At 33.8% G+C, this 15,933-nt stretch carries 10 protein-coding genes; all 10 read left to right on the forward strand.

The features are described from left to right. Positions 1-9: 9 nt before the first annotated feature. Positions 10-1,764, forward strand: coding sequence for a sodium:solute symporter (locus AC27L2_RS07840; RefSeq protein ID WP_487211184.1), 1,755 nt, complete (start codon positions 10-12; stop codon positions 1,762-1,764). An 18-nt stretch (positions 1,765-1,782) separates the two neighbouring features. After that, positions 1,783-3,483, forward strand: a complete 1,701-nt coding sequence (locus AC27L2_RS07845; RefSeq protein ID WP_487211185.1) for a ribulokinase — start codon at positions 1,783-1,785, stop codon at positions 3,481-3,483. Between the two features lies 1 nt (position 3,484). Beyond that, the gene (locus AC27L2_RS07850) at positions 3,485-4,207 is read left to right on the forward strand and encodes an L-ribulose-5-phosphate 4-epimerase (protein ID WP_487211187.1); all 723 of its coding nucleotides are present in this window, start codon (positions 3,485-3,487) and stop codon (positions 4,205-4,207) included. Continuing rightward, a complete protein-coding gene (araA, locus tag AC27L2_RS07855; protein WP_487211188.1) occupies positions 4,200-5,696 on the forward strand; it encodes an L-arabinose isomerase in 1,497 nt (498 codons plus the stop codon). Before AC27L2_RS07850 ends, araA begins: the two co-directional genes overlap by 8 nt. Further along, positions 5,693-6,292 (forward strand): HAD family hydrolase, encoded by a 600-nt coding sequence (locus tag AC27L2_RS07860; RefSeq protein ID WP_487211190.1) that lies wholly within the window; start codon positions 5,693-5,695, stop codon positions 6,290-6,292. Before araA ends, AC27L2_RS07860 begins: the two co-directional genes overlap by 4 nt. 258 nt (positions 6,293-6,550) lie before the next feature. Then, complete coding sequence (locus AC27L2_RS07865) at positions 6,551-9,985, forward strand: TonB-dependent receptor domain-containing protein (protein WP_487211191.1); 3,435 nt, start codon at positions 6,551-6,553, stop codon at positions 9,983-9,985. Between the two features lie 50 nt (positions 9,986-10,035). Further along, complete coding sequence (locus tag AC27L2_RS07870; RefSeq protein WP_487211192.1) at positions 10,036-12,243, forward strand: T9SS type A sorting domain-containing protein; 2,208 nt, start codon at positions 10,036-10,038, stop codon at positions 12,241-12,243. A 20-nt stretch (positions 12,244-12,263) separates the two neighbouring features. Then, positions 12,264-13,298: a PorV/PorQ family protein gene (locus AC27L2_RS07875; protein ID WP_487211193.1), complete on the forward strand. Its 1,035-nt coding sequence runs from the start codon at positions 12,264-12,266 to the stop codon at positions 13,296-13,298. A 45-nt stretch (positions 13,299-13,343) separates the two neighbouring features. Next, positions 13,344-14,243, forward strand: a complete 900-nt coding sequence (locus tag AC27L2_RS07880) for a T9SS type A sorting domain-containing protein (protein ID WP_487211194.1) — start codon at positions 13,344-13,346, stop codon at positions 14,241-14,243. Between the two features lie 91 nt (positions 14,244-14,334). After that, positions 14,335-15,873: a right-handed parallel beta-helix repeat-containing protein gene (locus AC27L2_RS07885; protein ID WP_487211195.1), complete on the forward strand. Its 1,539-nt coding sequence runs from the start codon at positions 14,335-14,337 to the stop codon at positions 15,871-15,873. Positions 15,874-15,933: the final 60 nt, after the last annotated feature.

The following is a 15,933-nucleotide window of genomic DNA, read 5'->3' on the forward strand; positions in this document are numbered from 1 at the left end:
GAGGAAATTATGGGAGTACTCAGCACAATTGACTGGCTAGCCATAGCCGCATATTTTCTAATAATTCTTGGATTAGCCTGGTGGGTAATCAAACGACAGAAAAAAACTTCTGATGGATACTTTTTAGCTGGAAGAAGTTTGGGTTGGTTTATTGTAGGAGCTTCAATTTTTGCTTCCAATATCGGTTCAGAACATCTTGTTGGATTAGCTGGCTCTGGTGCAACTGATGGTGTTGCAATGGCACATTATGAACTTCATGCTTGGTGCCTGCTTGTTCTGGGCTGGGTTATGGTTCCTTTTTATTTGAGGTCAAAAGTTTTTACAATGCCTGAATTTCTTGAAAAGAGATTTTCTCCTAGAGCTCGTGTTGTTTTATCAGGAATCTCTCTCGTTGCATATATATTAACTAAAATTGCTGTTGGTGTTTTTGCTGGTGGAGTAGTTTTCTCTGTACTCCTTCCAGATATTAATTTTATGGGAATGGATAGCTTTTGGGTAGGTTCAATTCTTGTAATTGTTATAACAGGAATTTATACAATTCTTGGTGGAATGAGTGCAGTTGCTTATACAGAAGCACTTCAAACAATTATTTTGATTATTGGTTCTGCTCTTGTTACTTTTTTTGGATTGCAAGCAATTGGAGGTTGGAGCGAGCTGAAAGCAATTGTTGGACCTGAAATGTTTAATTTATGGAAACCACTCGTTCCACATGGTGTTGAGGGAACATGGGCACCAGTAAAAGAAGCAGGCAGAATGGCTTGGTATTTTAATGATAACTATCCATGGGTTGGAATGCTTTTCTGTGCACCAATTATTGGTCTTTGGTATTGGACAACTGACCAATATATCGTTCAAAGAGTACTTGCAGCTCCAAATGAAACTGAGGCTCGTCGTGGAACCATTGCTGCTGCATTCTTTAAATTATTGCCTGTATTCATTTTTATTATTCCTGGAATAATTGCTTATGGTCTTGCAATAAGTGGAAAAGTTCCTGCAATTCAACAAACATTATTAGATGCAAATGGAAATATAATTCGAGATAATGCTCAACAAGCATTCCCTTTGATGGTGGCTAATGTTTTGCCAATTGGTGTAAGAGGAATTGTTGTGGCGGGATTATTAGCTGCTTTGATGAGTTCTTTAGCCGGTGCTTTCAATGCAAGTTCTACTTTGTTTACAATGGATTTTTATTCTCGACTTCATCCAAACGTATCTCAGGAAAGGTTGGTATGGGTTGGTAGAGTTGCTACAGCAGTTATGGTTTTAATTGGATTATTATGGATTCCTGTGATTCGTGGTGGTAAAGGACTTTATGATTATCTTCAAGGTGTTCAAGCTTATCTGGCTCCTCCAATCTTTGTAGTATTTTTTGCAGGAATATTTCATAAAAGATTAAATGCAAAAGGTTGTCTTGCTGCTCTCTACACAGGTTTTGCTTTGGGTATCGCTCGTCTTGCAATTGATACACCTGTAAAATTAATTAAGGGATTTCATTATCCCGAAGGTTCTATTCTGTGGATTATTAATAATATTTTCTTCCAATATTACAGCTTATTAATTTTTGTAATCAGTCTCATTGTTATGGTGGTAGTAAGTTATGCAACTGAAGAACCTTCATACGAACAGTTGCAAGGATTAACTTATGGAACTGTAACAGAAGAACATCGTAAAGAATCAAGAGCAAGCTGGAATAAATGGGATGTAATAGCTTCAGCAATAGTTCTCTTATGTATTCTTTTTGCTTATCTCTATTTTACAGGCTGATAATTAAAAGGTGTCATTATGAATAAGTATGTAATTGGTTTGGATTTTGGAACTAATTCATGCCGTTCACTAATTGTTCGAGTTTCAGACGGCAAGGAATTAGCAAGTTCTGTATTTGCATATCCATCAGGAACTGATGGAGTAATAATTGATTCAGAAAATCCAAATCTTGCAAGACAAAATCCAGCTGATTATTTATTGGGAATTGAGTACACAATCAAAGATGCTCTGGCAAAAGCAAAAAGTGTTGATTCAGATTTTAGTAATGAAAATGTAATAGGCATCGGAATCGACACAACAGGAAGTAGTCCGATGCCTGTTGATGAAAATGGTCTTCCAATGTGCTTCAAAGAAAAATATAAAAATAATCCAAATGCAATGGTATGGCTTTGGAAAGACCACACAAGTTTTAAAGAAGCTGAACTTATTACTGAAATAGCAGAAAAAATTCGTCCACAATATTTGTCTAAAATTGGAGGGAAATATTCTTCTGAGTGGTTCTGGAGTAAAATTCTTCACTGCAAAAATATTGACCCTGAACTTTATGATGAAACATACAGCTGGGTTGAAATTTGTGATTGGATACCTGCAGTTCTAATTGGAAAAACAAAACCAGAAGAAATTAAAAGAAGTGTTTGTGCAGCTGGTCATAAAGCAATTTATAATTCACAATGGGGCGGATTGCCCGATAAAGAATTTTTAGAAACTGTGTCTAATGGTTTGGGAAAACTACGTGATAGATTATATGAAAAAGCTTACAGTGCAGAAAATTTAGCAGGATATTTATCTAAAGAATGGTCAGAAAAACTTGGACTTTCTGAAAACGTAGCTATTGCAGTTGGAGCTTTTGATGCTCATATGGGAGCAGTTGGAGCTGGAATTACAGAAGAGACAATGGTAAAAATTATTGGGACCAGCACCTGCGATATTATGATTTGGCAAAATCAAAAGCCTCTTAACGATATCAAAGGTGTTTGCGGTATTGTTGATGGCTCTGTAATGAATGAATATTATGGAATTGAAGCAGGACAATCTGCAGTCGGAGATATTTTGTTATGGTTTGTTAATTATCTTACACCAGAAAAATATGGTTCAACTCTTGAAGATAAATTTTCTAATCTTGAAAAAGCTGCATCAGAATTAATTCCAGGTGAATCTGGATTATTAGCATTAGACTGGAACAACGGAAATAGAACGATACTTGTTGATGTTCGTTTAGCTGGTTTATTGATTGGCCAAACTTTGCATACAACACCGCATGAAATTTACAGAGCATTAATTGAAGCAACAGCTTTTGGGGCACTAAAAATTATTGATAGAATTGAAGAATATGGTGTAAAGATTAAAGATGTAATTAATTGCGGTGGACTTGCAGTAAAGAATTCTTTGATGATGCAAATCTATGCAGATGTAATTGGCAGACCAATGAAAATTTCTCGAAGCGAACAAACTCCTGCATTAGGTGCTGCTATTTTTGCTTCTGTTGCAGCTGGCAAAAAAAATGGCGGATACGATAGCATTAAAGAAGCTCAAGCAGCTATGACGGGTATAAGTAAAATTTATCATCCTAATGAAGAGTATCATAAAACTTATAAAAAATTATATGCATTATATTGTCAGCTGCATGATGCATTTGGAACCTCAGAATGGCATGGTTCACTTTATAATGTCATGAAAGATTTATTAAATATTCGCGATGAAATTAGATTAAAAAATTAATATGCTCAAAGAATTAAAAGAAATAGTTCTCGAAGCCAATCTTGAATTGTACAAATCAGGATTGGTAATTCAATCATTTGGCAATGTCAGTGGTATAGACCGTAATGAAAATCTTGTTGTGATAAAACCAAGCGGCATTGATTACAATAAAATGAAACTCAATGATATGGTTGTTGTGGATTTAGAAGGTAAAATTGTAGAAGGCAACAGACGTCCTTCGTCCGATACTCCTACTCATGTTGAATTATATAAAGCTTTTCCTTCAATTGGTGGAATTACTCACACTCACAGTGTTTATGCTACAATGTTTGCTCAGGCATGCACAGAAATTCCATGCCTTGGAACAACTCATGCTGATACTTTTTTTGGAAATATTCCTGTAACAAGATTTTTAAAGAAAGAAGAAGTTGAAAATGATTATGAAAAAAATACGGGCAAAGTAATTATTGAAAGATTCAAAAAATTAGATGTTACGGAAACACCAGGAATTTTAGTTGCAGGTCATGCACCTTTTGCATGGGGGAAAGATGCATTTGATTCAGTGAAAAATGCTCAGATACTTGAATATGTAGCACAATTGGCATTTGGAACTCTAATAATCAATCCTGAAATCAAAGTTCTTCCAAAACATATTATTAAAAAACATTATGAAAGAAAACATGGTCCAAATGCATATTATGGACAAAAAAATTATAACAAAAAAGTAGGTATGAACAATGATTGATATAAAAAATTATGAAGCCTGGTTTGTAACCGGCAGCCAACATTTATATGGAGATGAAACATTAAAACAGGTTGCACAGAATTCTCAAGCTATAGTTGAAGGATTAAACAAGTCAGGTAAACTGCCAATCAAAATTGTTTTTAAGCCTGTTCTTACAACTCCGGAATCAATTTTTAATTTATGTCTCGAAGCAAATACAAATAAAAATTGTGTTGGATTAATTTTATGGATGCACACTTTTTCTCCTGCAAAAATGTGGATTCAAGGATTAAATATACTTACTAAACCTTTTGTTCATCTTCATACACAATTTAATCGTGATATTCCATGGGATTCTATTGATATGAATTTCATGAATCTTAATCAATCTGCTCATGGTGATAGAGAATTTGGATTTATTTGCTCAAGAATGAGGAAATCAAGAAAAGTAATTACTGGACACTGGCAGAACGATGAAGTTCAGAATAAATTATCAATATGGCTTAGAGCTGCTGCAGCATGGCAGGATGCACAGGGAGCTAAAATTGTTCGATTTGGTGATAACATGAGAGATGTTGCCGTAACTGAAGGCGATAAAGTAGAAGCTCAAATTAAATTTGGTTATTCTGTAAATGGATATGGTCTTGGCGACCTTGTTCAATATGTAAATAAAGTTTCCGAAAATGAAATTGATAATTTATTGAAAGAATATTTTGATAAATATGAAGTTGCAAATAGTTTGAAAAAAGATGGTGAAAAATTTTCCAATCTGAAAGAAGCTGCAAAAATTGAAATTGGCTTAAGAAATTTTTTAGTCGATGGCAATTACAAAGCTTTCACAACAACTTTTGAGAATCTTCATGGATTAAAACAATTACCCGGCCTTGCAGTTCAGAGATTGATGGAAGAAGGTTATGGTTTTGGTGCAGAAGGTGATTGGAAAACGGCAGCACTCGTTAGAGCTGTTAAAGTAATGTCTGCTGGACTTGAAGGTGGAACTTCATTTATGGAAGATTATACTTATCATTTAGAACCTGATAATATGATGGTTCTTGGTGCTCACATGCTTGAAGTTTGCAGTTCACTTGCAGGTCAAAAACCAAAATTAGAAATTCATCCACTTTCAATTGGTGGGAAAGATGACCCACCAAGATTAGTTTTTGATGTTGCTGAAGGCGAAGCTTTGAATGCTTCAATTATTGATTTGGGTAATAGATTTAGAATGATAGTTAACGAAGTAAAAGTAATTAATCCACCAAAGCAATTACCAAAATTGCCAGTAGCTCGTGCTTTGTGGATACCAAAACCAGATTTGGAAACTTCTGCAACTGCATGGATATTAGCAGGGGGAGCCCATCATACAGCTTTTTCAAAAGCAATAACTTCAGAATATCTTGAAGATTTCTCTGAAATTGCTGGGATTGAATTCTTGCTAATAAACGATAAAACAAATTTATCGGAATTTAAGAAAGAACTGCGCTGGAACGATTCATATTTTTCCCGCTTATGAAAAAGATTCCAATTTATCCAGAAACTAAAGCATTAATTTTTGATTGCGATGGAACTCTTGTTGATTCCATGCCTTTGCACATGAAGTCGTGGCAGTATGCAATGAATAAGTTGAATATCGATTTTGATTATGACTTTTTCTTTTCAAGAAAAGGAATGAGAGAAAGTGATATTGTCGAAATATTGAACAAAGAAAAAAATATTAAATTGGATACAGAAGCAGTAGTGAGATTAAAACATGATTACTTTTTGAAAAACATTCATCACGTTAAACCAATTGAAGAAGTCGTAGAAATTGTATATAACTATAAAGATATTTTACCAATGGCAGTTGTATCAGGTGGTGTTAAAAAACTTGTTTTGGAAGAATTGAAAATCATAGGAATAGATAAATTTTTTAAGGTAATCCTAACAGCTGATGATGACATAAAACCCAAGCCATCCCCGGATTTATTCATTCATGCATCTCAAATTCTAAATGTTCCTCCAGAAAATTGTCAAGTATTTGAAGATGGGGAACTTGGCATTCAAGCAGCTTTGAATGCCAAGATGTTTGTTACAGATGTAAGAAATTATGTAAGCAATAACACAAAATAATCGAGCATATAAAAATAACTTGACATTTATTACAAATTTTGGCAAGTTAAGTCAGCAATTAAGTAAACATTTACTTTATTGATAATACATGATTCTGTCTACTCTAATATTTATTTTAATTGTGAACCATCTTCTTGAGGCAATATTTACTTGTCGTTCCATAAATTATAAATACTTCAGTTTTTCACTTAATTAATAAATCTGTTATTTGTCATTCATTAATAAATAACTCTTTGAAATAACAATAGAGGAGTAAATATGACTAAAAATCTACGAGGTAATTTATTTACCTTTAGCATACTGTTTTTGTTCATGTTTACTGGTTTAATGTATGCTCAAGGTAAAATTGTTGGAAAAGTGACTGACAAAAGTAACGGTGAACCCCTTTTAGGTGTTAATGTTGTTATTTTGGGAACTCATATGGGTGCTGCTACAGATGAAAATGGTGAGTATATAATTGTAAATGTTCCAGTAGGGACATATTCAATTCAAGCTTCGATGGTTGGGACAAATAAAGTTACTCAAACGAATGTCATTGTATCACAAAATCAAACAACACGAGTTGATTTTCAACTCGAGCAGACAGCAATAGTTGGCGAAGAAGTTGTTGTTACTGCTAAAAGAGATATTCTCCACAAGGAAGTTTCAAGTACTCAGATTGTTATTGATAACAAACAATTAAGTGAAGCTGCTGGTGTTAGAACATTACAGGATTTTATTTCTACTCAAGCAGGAATTACTGGATCAGATTATTTAAATATTAGAGAGGGAAGACCCTCAGAAACTGGAACTGTTATTAATGGATTGACTTTCGTTAATGCAAGAGTAGGGAAAACAGAATCATTAATACCTACAAGTGCAGTTGAACAAGTCTCTCTCAAAGCTGGAGGTATGAGTGCAGAGTATGGAGATTTTCGTTCCGGGGTTATTAATGTAGCAACAAAATATGGAACATCAGATGGATATCATGGAACATTTAGTTTTACTCGTTCACCTGCTCATCTTAAAAGATTTGGTCCTTCACTTTACGATCCAATGAATAATTACTTGCGTCCACACTTAGACCCTGAAATTGCATTTATAGGTGTGAATGAAGCAGTAAATAGAGGAATAATTGATAATTATCAAAAGCAGCAATTTACTCAATACCCATCTTTTGCAGGATGGATTCAGATTAACAACAAATCTCTTCCAGCTGCATGGAAAAATAAAGGAATTACTCCTGTGGACCTTTATCTCTATGATGCATGGATGCACATGGTAATGCCCGATTTTGAAAAATTAAACAAAGTTATTCGAGAACTTAATGCTCAAGGTCTGAATGTAGGTAATGAAGTTACTGACCAGAATTTAATGAACTTATTTGCACGTCATGCTAACAAAGAAGGTAAATATGGGGATTTTAATTTTGATGGAGGATTTGGTGGACCTGTTCCACTAATTGGCAAAGCATTAGGTAATGCAACTTTTTATCTTTCTAATGTAACTAAAAGACAATCTTATATCGAGCCGCTCGAATTAGATTTTGATTTTAGCAGTTCAACAATGCTGGCATTAAAATCTAATATTACTAATGCAATCACTCTAAAACTAACTGGTGTTTATACATATCAAAAAGGGATGAACCCAGCAAGAGGAGCTGATAGTGAAATTCCTAATTTAGCAACAGCTAATGACTTGGGTTCTTCAGTTTATCAAGGGCTTGACCGTGGGGCATTAATGCCTGAGAATAATATTCCATTATTTGTTGCTTATGGATCAAACTATGGACCTATTTATTACTGGTATCCAACAATGCTGCAGCCATGGATTCAGAAAAATTATTTGATTGGTGCAAATCTTACTCACGCAATAAGTTCAAAAACATTTTATGATTTTACAATTAGCTATCAATCAACTAAAGAAGATATTAATGCAACTCAAACAAGAGATTTATCAGTTGTCACACATTTAGGACCTATTCCTGTAACAGAAATGCCATATGGAAGAAGAATTTTGAATGTTGGACAATCTCAAGATACAATTGACGGTTTCATTTTTGACCAATATTATTCAGTTCCGGGGTTAGCAGAAAGATTTGACAGTAAAGGCGGATGCTTTTATGATAATTCACTTACTCGACAATTAAGAATGAAATTTAATTTCGGAAGTCAGATAACAAAAATGCATTTTATCAAGGCTGGGTTAGAATTTAATTACATTAATTTGAAAAACGATAGATGGTCATACTGGCCTAATCAAGGTCCACTCAGTATGTACGAATATAATTTCAAAGTTGAACCTCGAACATTTGGAGCATATATACAGGATGAAATAACATTCGAAGATATGGTTGCTAATATTGGTATTCGTATGGATTATTATGGCTTTGGAGATTTGAAATGGCCAACAGGTGACCCATGGAATGCAGATGCTTTTGCAGCTCCTAACTGGACACCACAAAATTATTTAGAAATACTCCGCTCAGGCAGGTCAATAATTTGGGAAAGATGGAATGAAGTAAATAATAAATTGATTGCTGAAGGGAAAAAGCCATTACTTGAACCCGTAGATGACCATCTTGTATTTAGCCCAAGATTTGGAATTGCTTTCCCAATTACAGAACGAGCTAAGTTTTATTTTAACTATGGACACTTTAGAAGTCTGCCCCCATTAAGTGAATTATTTATGTATGACTTTAGATATGATGATAAGAAAGGGGGACTCTATCAATTAGGCAATCCTAATCTTGAACCAACAAAAACTGTTCAGTATGAATTAGGTGTTGATTATAATTTGCTCGATCAATATTTAATTCATATCGCAGGATACTATAAGGATGTTACAGGCGAAGTAAGAGTTCTTACTTATACACCAACAACAACTGGGATTCCAACATACAGATTTAGAACAAACGATAGATATAGAACCATTCAAGGCTTAGAATTACAGATTACAAAATCTGTTGGTGAATATTTAACAGGCTGGTTGAACATGCAATACACATATGCAAGTGGAGGTAATACAGGAAGAAATGCTGTCTTTGAAGACCCTTCATCGAATAATGCCCCAAGTGCTTTTGCATATGCAAATCCTTCAAGACCAGACCCTGTACCAGAAATTAAAGCAAATATCAATTTGCGTTCTCCATCAAAGTGGGGTTACTATCTTGGTGATTGGAATCTGAGCATTTTACCTCACTGGCGACTTGGACAAATTTTCAGATATAATCCGCGTAATGTCGAAGGTGTAAACAATGAATTCAGATGGCCTAACTTCTGGATGGTTAATTTGAGATTAAGTAAAACATTTAATATCGGTTTTATTAAAGCTACTGCATATCTTGATGTTAATAATTTATTCAACAACAAAATCTTTATGTATAATTATGCATTTTATGGTGGCAATGGTTCTGCTTCTGGTTCCGACTTTGAAGCTTATATGGCATCTTTACATCTTAAAGAATATGCTAATCCATATTGGGACCCAATACGTGATGAAACAAAAGGTAATTATTTATATCCCGGATATGTATATACTCAGGATGTAGTTGACCAATGGGGTATTCAGCATAAAAAGGGAGAAGTTGTTCAGGAAGACCATATTGGTGATATGAGGTCAAAAGACAAACCCTGGATTAATGACCCCAATGTGGACATCTTCACTTATGGCTATGCAAGGTCTATCTGGTTTGGAATTAGGTTTGACTTCTAAAAGGAAATTAAAAGATGTCAAACAATAACATTAAAAAATTGGGAGTGAAAATGAATAATATAATTATTACTAAAAGGATGATTATAATATTCCTTATCAGTTTATTATTTACAAATTATGTTTATTCACAAACCGATGCTTTGGTGCGTGTAAACAGAATCTGGGGTGCTGTAGCTGCAAATGGAGGTAACAAAGGAATTACTTACGGCTCATCTAATCTAAATCTGTTTGCAGATTATAGCGCTTATGGCTGCCGCTTTCAGGGAACTGAAGGATATTTTGGTGGATTTGCTGCTATAGCAACAGATAACTGGAACGGAAAACCTGCTGTATTTTCCCCTATTGGTAAAGACCAACCTAATGGTAAGATTGTAGTTCCACTTAAAAATTATGCACGTTATGCAAATCCAACTTATACTATTGCTTCTCAAGGTTCTACTACAACTCCTCCACAAAATGACCTTGGTAATGTTATTATTGACCCTTCAAAATGTATTGGGACAAGTGACCAAACTGTAACAGTAACTAATAAATATTCTTGCGGAGTTACTGTTGAGAAAAAAGTATTAGCTTGGTCTCAGCAATATCATGATAATTATGTTGTAATTGATTATACTTTTTCTAACGATACAAATATTACATTTACCAATTTTTATATCTTTCTTCATGATGGTGAGTATCAATTGCAAAGAGCAGATGGAACAAATCCTGCTATTGCTACAATAGACCAATATGCAAATAATAATTCACCAAGAAAATGGTATCATTATTATGGAGCTAAAGTAACAGATTCATTGCGTGTATATTATTGCTATTCATCTGATGACCCAGAAGTTCAAGGTGATAGAATAGGTCAACCTCTTACTCAACAAGGAGGAAGATTGTTAGATAAAGATTTTACTTTCATGGCAACAATTCATGCATCAAAACAACCATATTATCCAACACCAAATTATACTGGACCTATTGACCCCAATGACCAGGATGACATGAATCAACCAATGGTTACAAGTGTAGCTAATATGCAGAATAATCTCAACTTACCATTGTTTACTCCTACTTATGATCCAGTTGTTGATGGAGCTTCTTATTATAATTTAATTAATGGAACATTGTTACAGAGTGAAGATATGACAGGTCCAGATGTTAGACCAGGTCATCATAGAAAAAATCTGGATGAACTTGGTAAAGAAGCTCCTGGAGGTGAAACAGGTATAAGTGCTCAAGCAAATACTTTTGAAAGCATGATTAAATGTTATGGACCTTATACATTCGCACCTGGACAAAAAATTAGAATTGTAAAAGTAACAGGTATTGCAGGAATTAGCAGAGAGAAAGCAGTTGAAGTTGGGAAGAAATGGTTAAATGATACAAAGAATCAAACAAATACATTAGAAGACCCTCCAAATTTACCAAATCCTGTTACAGGGTATTTCCCAAGTAATTTTGTTTTTCCAGCAGGTGCAACAGAAACAGATAAGAAAAAAGATAGATGGTTTAGCACAGGAATAGATTCAGTTCATAAAACAGTAAGTAGAGCTAAATATAATTTCTTGCATAATTATAATGCACCAATGACTCCACCTCCACCAACTTATGTATCGATCACGGGTACAAGTTCAGGTGTGACAATTGAGTGGTCTGATCCACAAGCAGAAGCTTTAAGCAGTTTTGATGGTTACAGAATAATGAAAAAAGTATCCGACAGAGATACTACTTACTATCAGGAAGTTTACAGATCAAACGCAACGGATAAAAAAGCTGTTCATTCATTTACAGATACACAAATTCGTGTAGGGGCTAATCTCTTCTACTATGTTCAGGCAGCAGCAAAAATTTCTCCTAATGACCCAAATGCTCATCCTACTGAAAGAGGTAAAACAATTTACAGTGGCAGAGTTTATTTCTATAACAATACACCAGTTAAAGGAGAAGCACGACTTGGTAATGAGCTTGATAAAATTGTTATAGTTCCAAATCCATATAATTACAATGATCCGAAGATACGAGGCTATGGATGGACTAATCCTTCTAACATGCAGATATCTTTTTATGAATTACCAAAAACAGTTACAATTAAAATATTTACTGAAACAGGAGACCTTGTTAAAACTATTGAGCATAATCAGGACAGTGGATTTGATAAATGGAATATGACAAATGAACGTGGTCAAACTATTGCCAGTGGTGTTTACATTGTTGTATTTCAAACGCCAGATGGAAATGTATCGTATCAGAAACTTGTTGTAGTTCGTTAATAAAAGAGGAGAATTTATTAATGAAAAGTTTAATAAAAATCTTAGTACTAATTTCTTTCATCAGCTTGAGTATCAAAGCTCAAGTTGATATGAAAACTACTGGACAGGGTGGTGTTAACCTGAAGCAGACAGGTCAAACTACTATGAACTTTTTGCAAATTGCAGTATCTCCTAAAGCAGCTGGCATTGGAAATTCTTATACGGCTTTGAGCAAAGGTGTTGAAAGTGTTTTTTCAAATCCAGCTGGTTTAACCGAAATGGATTCAAAATATCAGGCTTTTGTATCATCAACTCAATGGTTTGCTGATATAAAATATCTTGCTGGTGCTGTTGCTTGGAATGGTGAAAGTTATGGTTCTGTAGCTTTAAGTTTTTTAATAGTTGATTATGGAACAATTAGAGGAACTGCACTCGTTGATGCTGCAAGCACAAGTCCAGATAACTATATCCTTACAGGTGATGTAAAAAATGTTGGAGCTTATGCATTTGGATTGACTTATGTAAAACAAATAAGTCCAAAATTTTCAATTGGCGGAACTGCAAAATATGTTGGTCAACAATTAGGTCAGTTTGTTGATGCTGCAGGGAATGTTAGTGATAATAACGCAAATAAGTGGGTATTTGATATGGGAATTAAATATTTCCCAGGTATTGAATCTTTAAGATTAGGAATGTCAATGCGAAATTTTTCGACTTTTGTTAGATATCAAAGCTTTAGTTCTCCTCTTCCAATTACATTTGCAGTTGGACTTGGAATGAATATTATGGATTTAATTAACAAGAATATCTCTCAAGACCATTCAATTCTTGTATCAACAGAATTTTTACATCCAAATAATTATACAGATAGAGTAAATGCAGGAGTTGAATATACTTACATGAACATGATTTCATTGCGCGCTGGATATGAAAGTAATCATGATATCTTTAGCTGGTCCGGTGGTCTTGGCATTACTCAATCAATTGGAGGAATTAAGTTCGATATCAATTATTCGTATTCAGCAACTGAGTATTTTGATGGTGTAAATAGATTTTCTTTAAGTGTAGCTTTTTAATAGAAATGAAAAATCAGAAATAACATTTAACAAATAGGAGGAAATATGAAAAAGCTCATAACTATTCTACTTTTTATAAGTTTATTGTTTATACAAAATTTATTTGCACAACGTGCATATGTTATGTGGGAGCTTACGGTAGACTTATCAGTCACAACTTTAAAAGGTGAGGTTACAGCCACTGATGTTAGTCTTCAGGGAGGTTTAACAGTTCGTGATTTTAATGGCTCAAGTTTTGGCCCTGCTATAAGACTATGGTATAAAGATGGTGCTGAATGGCCCAATGAAACAGCTCCTGCTTGGGATAAGTATGTAGAATTTAAGGTATCACCGAAACCCGGTAATAATTTAATTGTAGATACTGTTAAATATGGAATGGGCTCGTATGGAACTCGTGCTTATATGCATGCTAATGTTTATTGGGATAGAGACCCATCATTTGCAAATAAGAAAATAATTGATACAACTTCCGCTCCTCTTAATGACATTCGAGATAGTGCTGCTTATGTTCGTGTTCATAAGATTGGGGAAAAAATTCTTGATGGTCAGTCATTCATAATGAGAATTTATCCATGGTATTCTACAACTGGTGGAACAACAAAATACTTCTGTTTGAATTATGTTGAAGTAATTGGAAAAACTGAAACAGCAGTTTCTGTTGACGAAGAAAGCAATCTACCAGTTGAATTTAAATTAGAACAAAATTATCCGAACCCATTTAATCCAGCTACAACAATTTCATTTACAATTCCTAAATCTAGTTATGTGAACTTGTCGGTTTATAATTCATTAGGAGAAAAAGTAGCCACATTAATTTCAAGAGAAATGGATGCAGGTTATCATTCAGTTCTTCTCGATGCTTCCAATCTTACTTCCGGTGTTTACTTCTATAAACTTGAAACAGAAAATTATGTCGGCGTAAAAAAGATGATTCTTGCTAAATAATTTCCTACTTAAAATTTCTTACGACCAGCTTTTGTTAATTACTTTGACAGAAGCTGGTCTATTTTTTATTTAATCATGAATTGGGAGAACAATGAAACATTATCTGAATTTTTTGAAAATAATTTTTCTTTCATCATTTTTTATATCAAATATTAATGCTCAAATTTATGTAGCAGTTAATGGTGATGATAATAATCCAGGGACTTTTACTCAACCGTATAAAACAATAACTAAGGCTATTAGTATTGCTCAACCCGGTGATACAATCTATGTTCGTGGTGGAATTTATTCTCTTTCTTCAACTATTAGTATTGGTTCTTCAAAATCTGGCACAGCCGAAAAAATGTACTATTTATTTGCTTATAAAAACGAAAGACCCGTTCTTGATTTTTCTTCAATGAGTTTCAGCGGAAGCAACAGAGGTATAAGTTTAAGAGCAAATTACTGGCATATTAAGGGTTTTGATGTAAAAGGTGCAGGTGATAATGGAATGGAAATTAATGGCGGTTCTTACAATATTATTGAATTTTGTTCTTTTTATGAAAACAAAGATTCAGGCTTGCAGTTGAGTAATGGTGCTTCAAATAATAAAATTATTAATTGCGATTCATATTATAATCTTGACCCAGATGATGAAGGAGATGCTGATGGATTTGCACCAAAATTAACTGTTGGAAATAATAATTATTTTTATGGCTGCAGAGCATGGCAAAATTCTGATGACGGCTGGGATGGCTATTTAAGAGGGGCAAATAATATTACTACAATTCTTGAGAATTGCTGGACATTTAATAACGGATATCGTAAAGATGGAAGCACAAGTAAAGGAAATGGAAATGGCTTCAAAATGGGCGGAGGCGATAACAGCAATAGTCTAAACTTGATGCATCATTTTATACTTAAAAATTGTCTTGCATTTAATAACAAGGTAAAAGGATTTGACCAGAACAATAATGCTGGCTCAATGACTTTATTAAACTGTACAGCTTTTGGAAATAAAAGTGCAAATTATCGAATCACACGTCAGTTGAATGCTGGACAAAATTTAATTGTAAAAAATTGTATTTCACTAAATGGCTCTGTTGAACTTGGAAGTTTTGCAATTCAGGAGAAGAACAGCTGGTTAAGTCCTTTCCAGATTTCAGAAAATGACTTTATTAGTCTTGACCCCACAGAAGCTTTTGGTCCAAGAAAAGAGGATGGAAGCTTACCCGACATTAAATTTATGCATCTTAGTTCGAACAGTCAGTTTATTGATGCAGGTGTAGATGTTGGATTACTTTTTAATGGAACTGCACCAGATTTGGGAGCATTTGAAAGTAGTTATATAATTAATTCTGTTGAATCAGAATTTGTAAAAAAAGATTTTCAACTTTATCAAAATTTTCCTAATCCATTTAATCCTTCAACAGCAATAAAATTTTATATTCCTAAAAGCAATAATGTAAGAATTAGAGTATATGATTTAACAGGAAAGCAGGTAGATGAATTATTAAATTCTTTTTTAACAGAAGGAACATACTCAATAAACTGGAATGCTTCTGAAATAAACTTAAATTCTGGAGTCTATTTTGTTAAGATAGATTATGATAATAAATCGAAAATTATTAAAGCAGTATATTTGAAATAAATTTATGCTGTAAAAGGAAGAACACAGATTACACAGATTAATTGGATTTACACAGAAATT

The sequence above is a fragment of the Rosettibacter sp. KY25 genome, assembly GCF_057554405.1.

What these genes read in the sequence shown, in the direction of transcription:
- AC27L2_RS07850 (WP_487211187.1), top strand. Translation starts at nt 3,485, where the DNA reads ATGCTCAAAGAATTAAAAGAAATAGTTCTCGAAGCCAATCTTGAATTG.
- AC27L2_RS07885 (WP_487211195.1), top strand. Translation starts at nt 14,335, where the DNA reads ATGAAACATTATCTGAATTTTTTGAAAATAATTTTTCTTTCATCATTT.
- AC27L2_RS07845 (WP_487211185.1), top strand. Translation starts at nt 1,783, where the DNA reads ATGAATAAGTATGTAATTGGTTTGGATTTTGGAACTAATTCATGCCGT.
- araA (WP_487211188.1), top strand. Translation starts at nt 4,200, where the DNA reads ATGATTGATATAAAAAATTATGAAGCCTGGTTTGTAACCGGCAGCCAA.
- AC27L2_RS07875 (WP_487211193.1), top strand. Translation starts at nt 12,264, where the DNA reads ATGAAAAGTTTAATAAAAATCTTAGTACTAATTTCTTTCATCAGCTTG.
- AC27L2_RS07840 (WP_487211184.1), top strand. Translation starts at nt 10, where the DNA reads ATGGGAGTACTCAGCACAATTGACTGGCTAGCCATAGCCGCATATTTT.
- AC27L2_RS07860 (WP_487211190.1), top strand. Translation starts at nt 5,693, where the DNA reads ATGAAAAAGATTCCAATTTATCCAGAAACTAAAGCATTAATTTTTGAT.
- AC27L2_RS07865 (WP_487211191.1), top strand. Translation starts at nt 6,551, where the DNA reads ATGACTAAAAATCTACGAGGTAATTTATTTACCTTTAGCATACTGTTT.
- AC27L2_RS07880 (WP_487211194.1), top strand. Translation starts at nt 13,344, where the DNA reads ATGAAAAAGCTCATAACTATTCTACTTTTTATAAGTTTATTGTTTATA.
- AC27L2_RS07870 (WP_487211192.1), top strand. Translation starts at nt 10,036, where the DNA reads ATGAATAATATAATTATTACTAAAAGGATGATTATAATATTCCTTATC.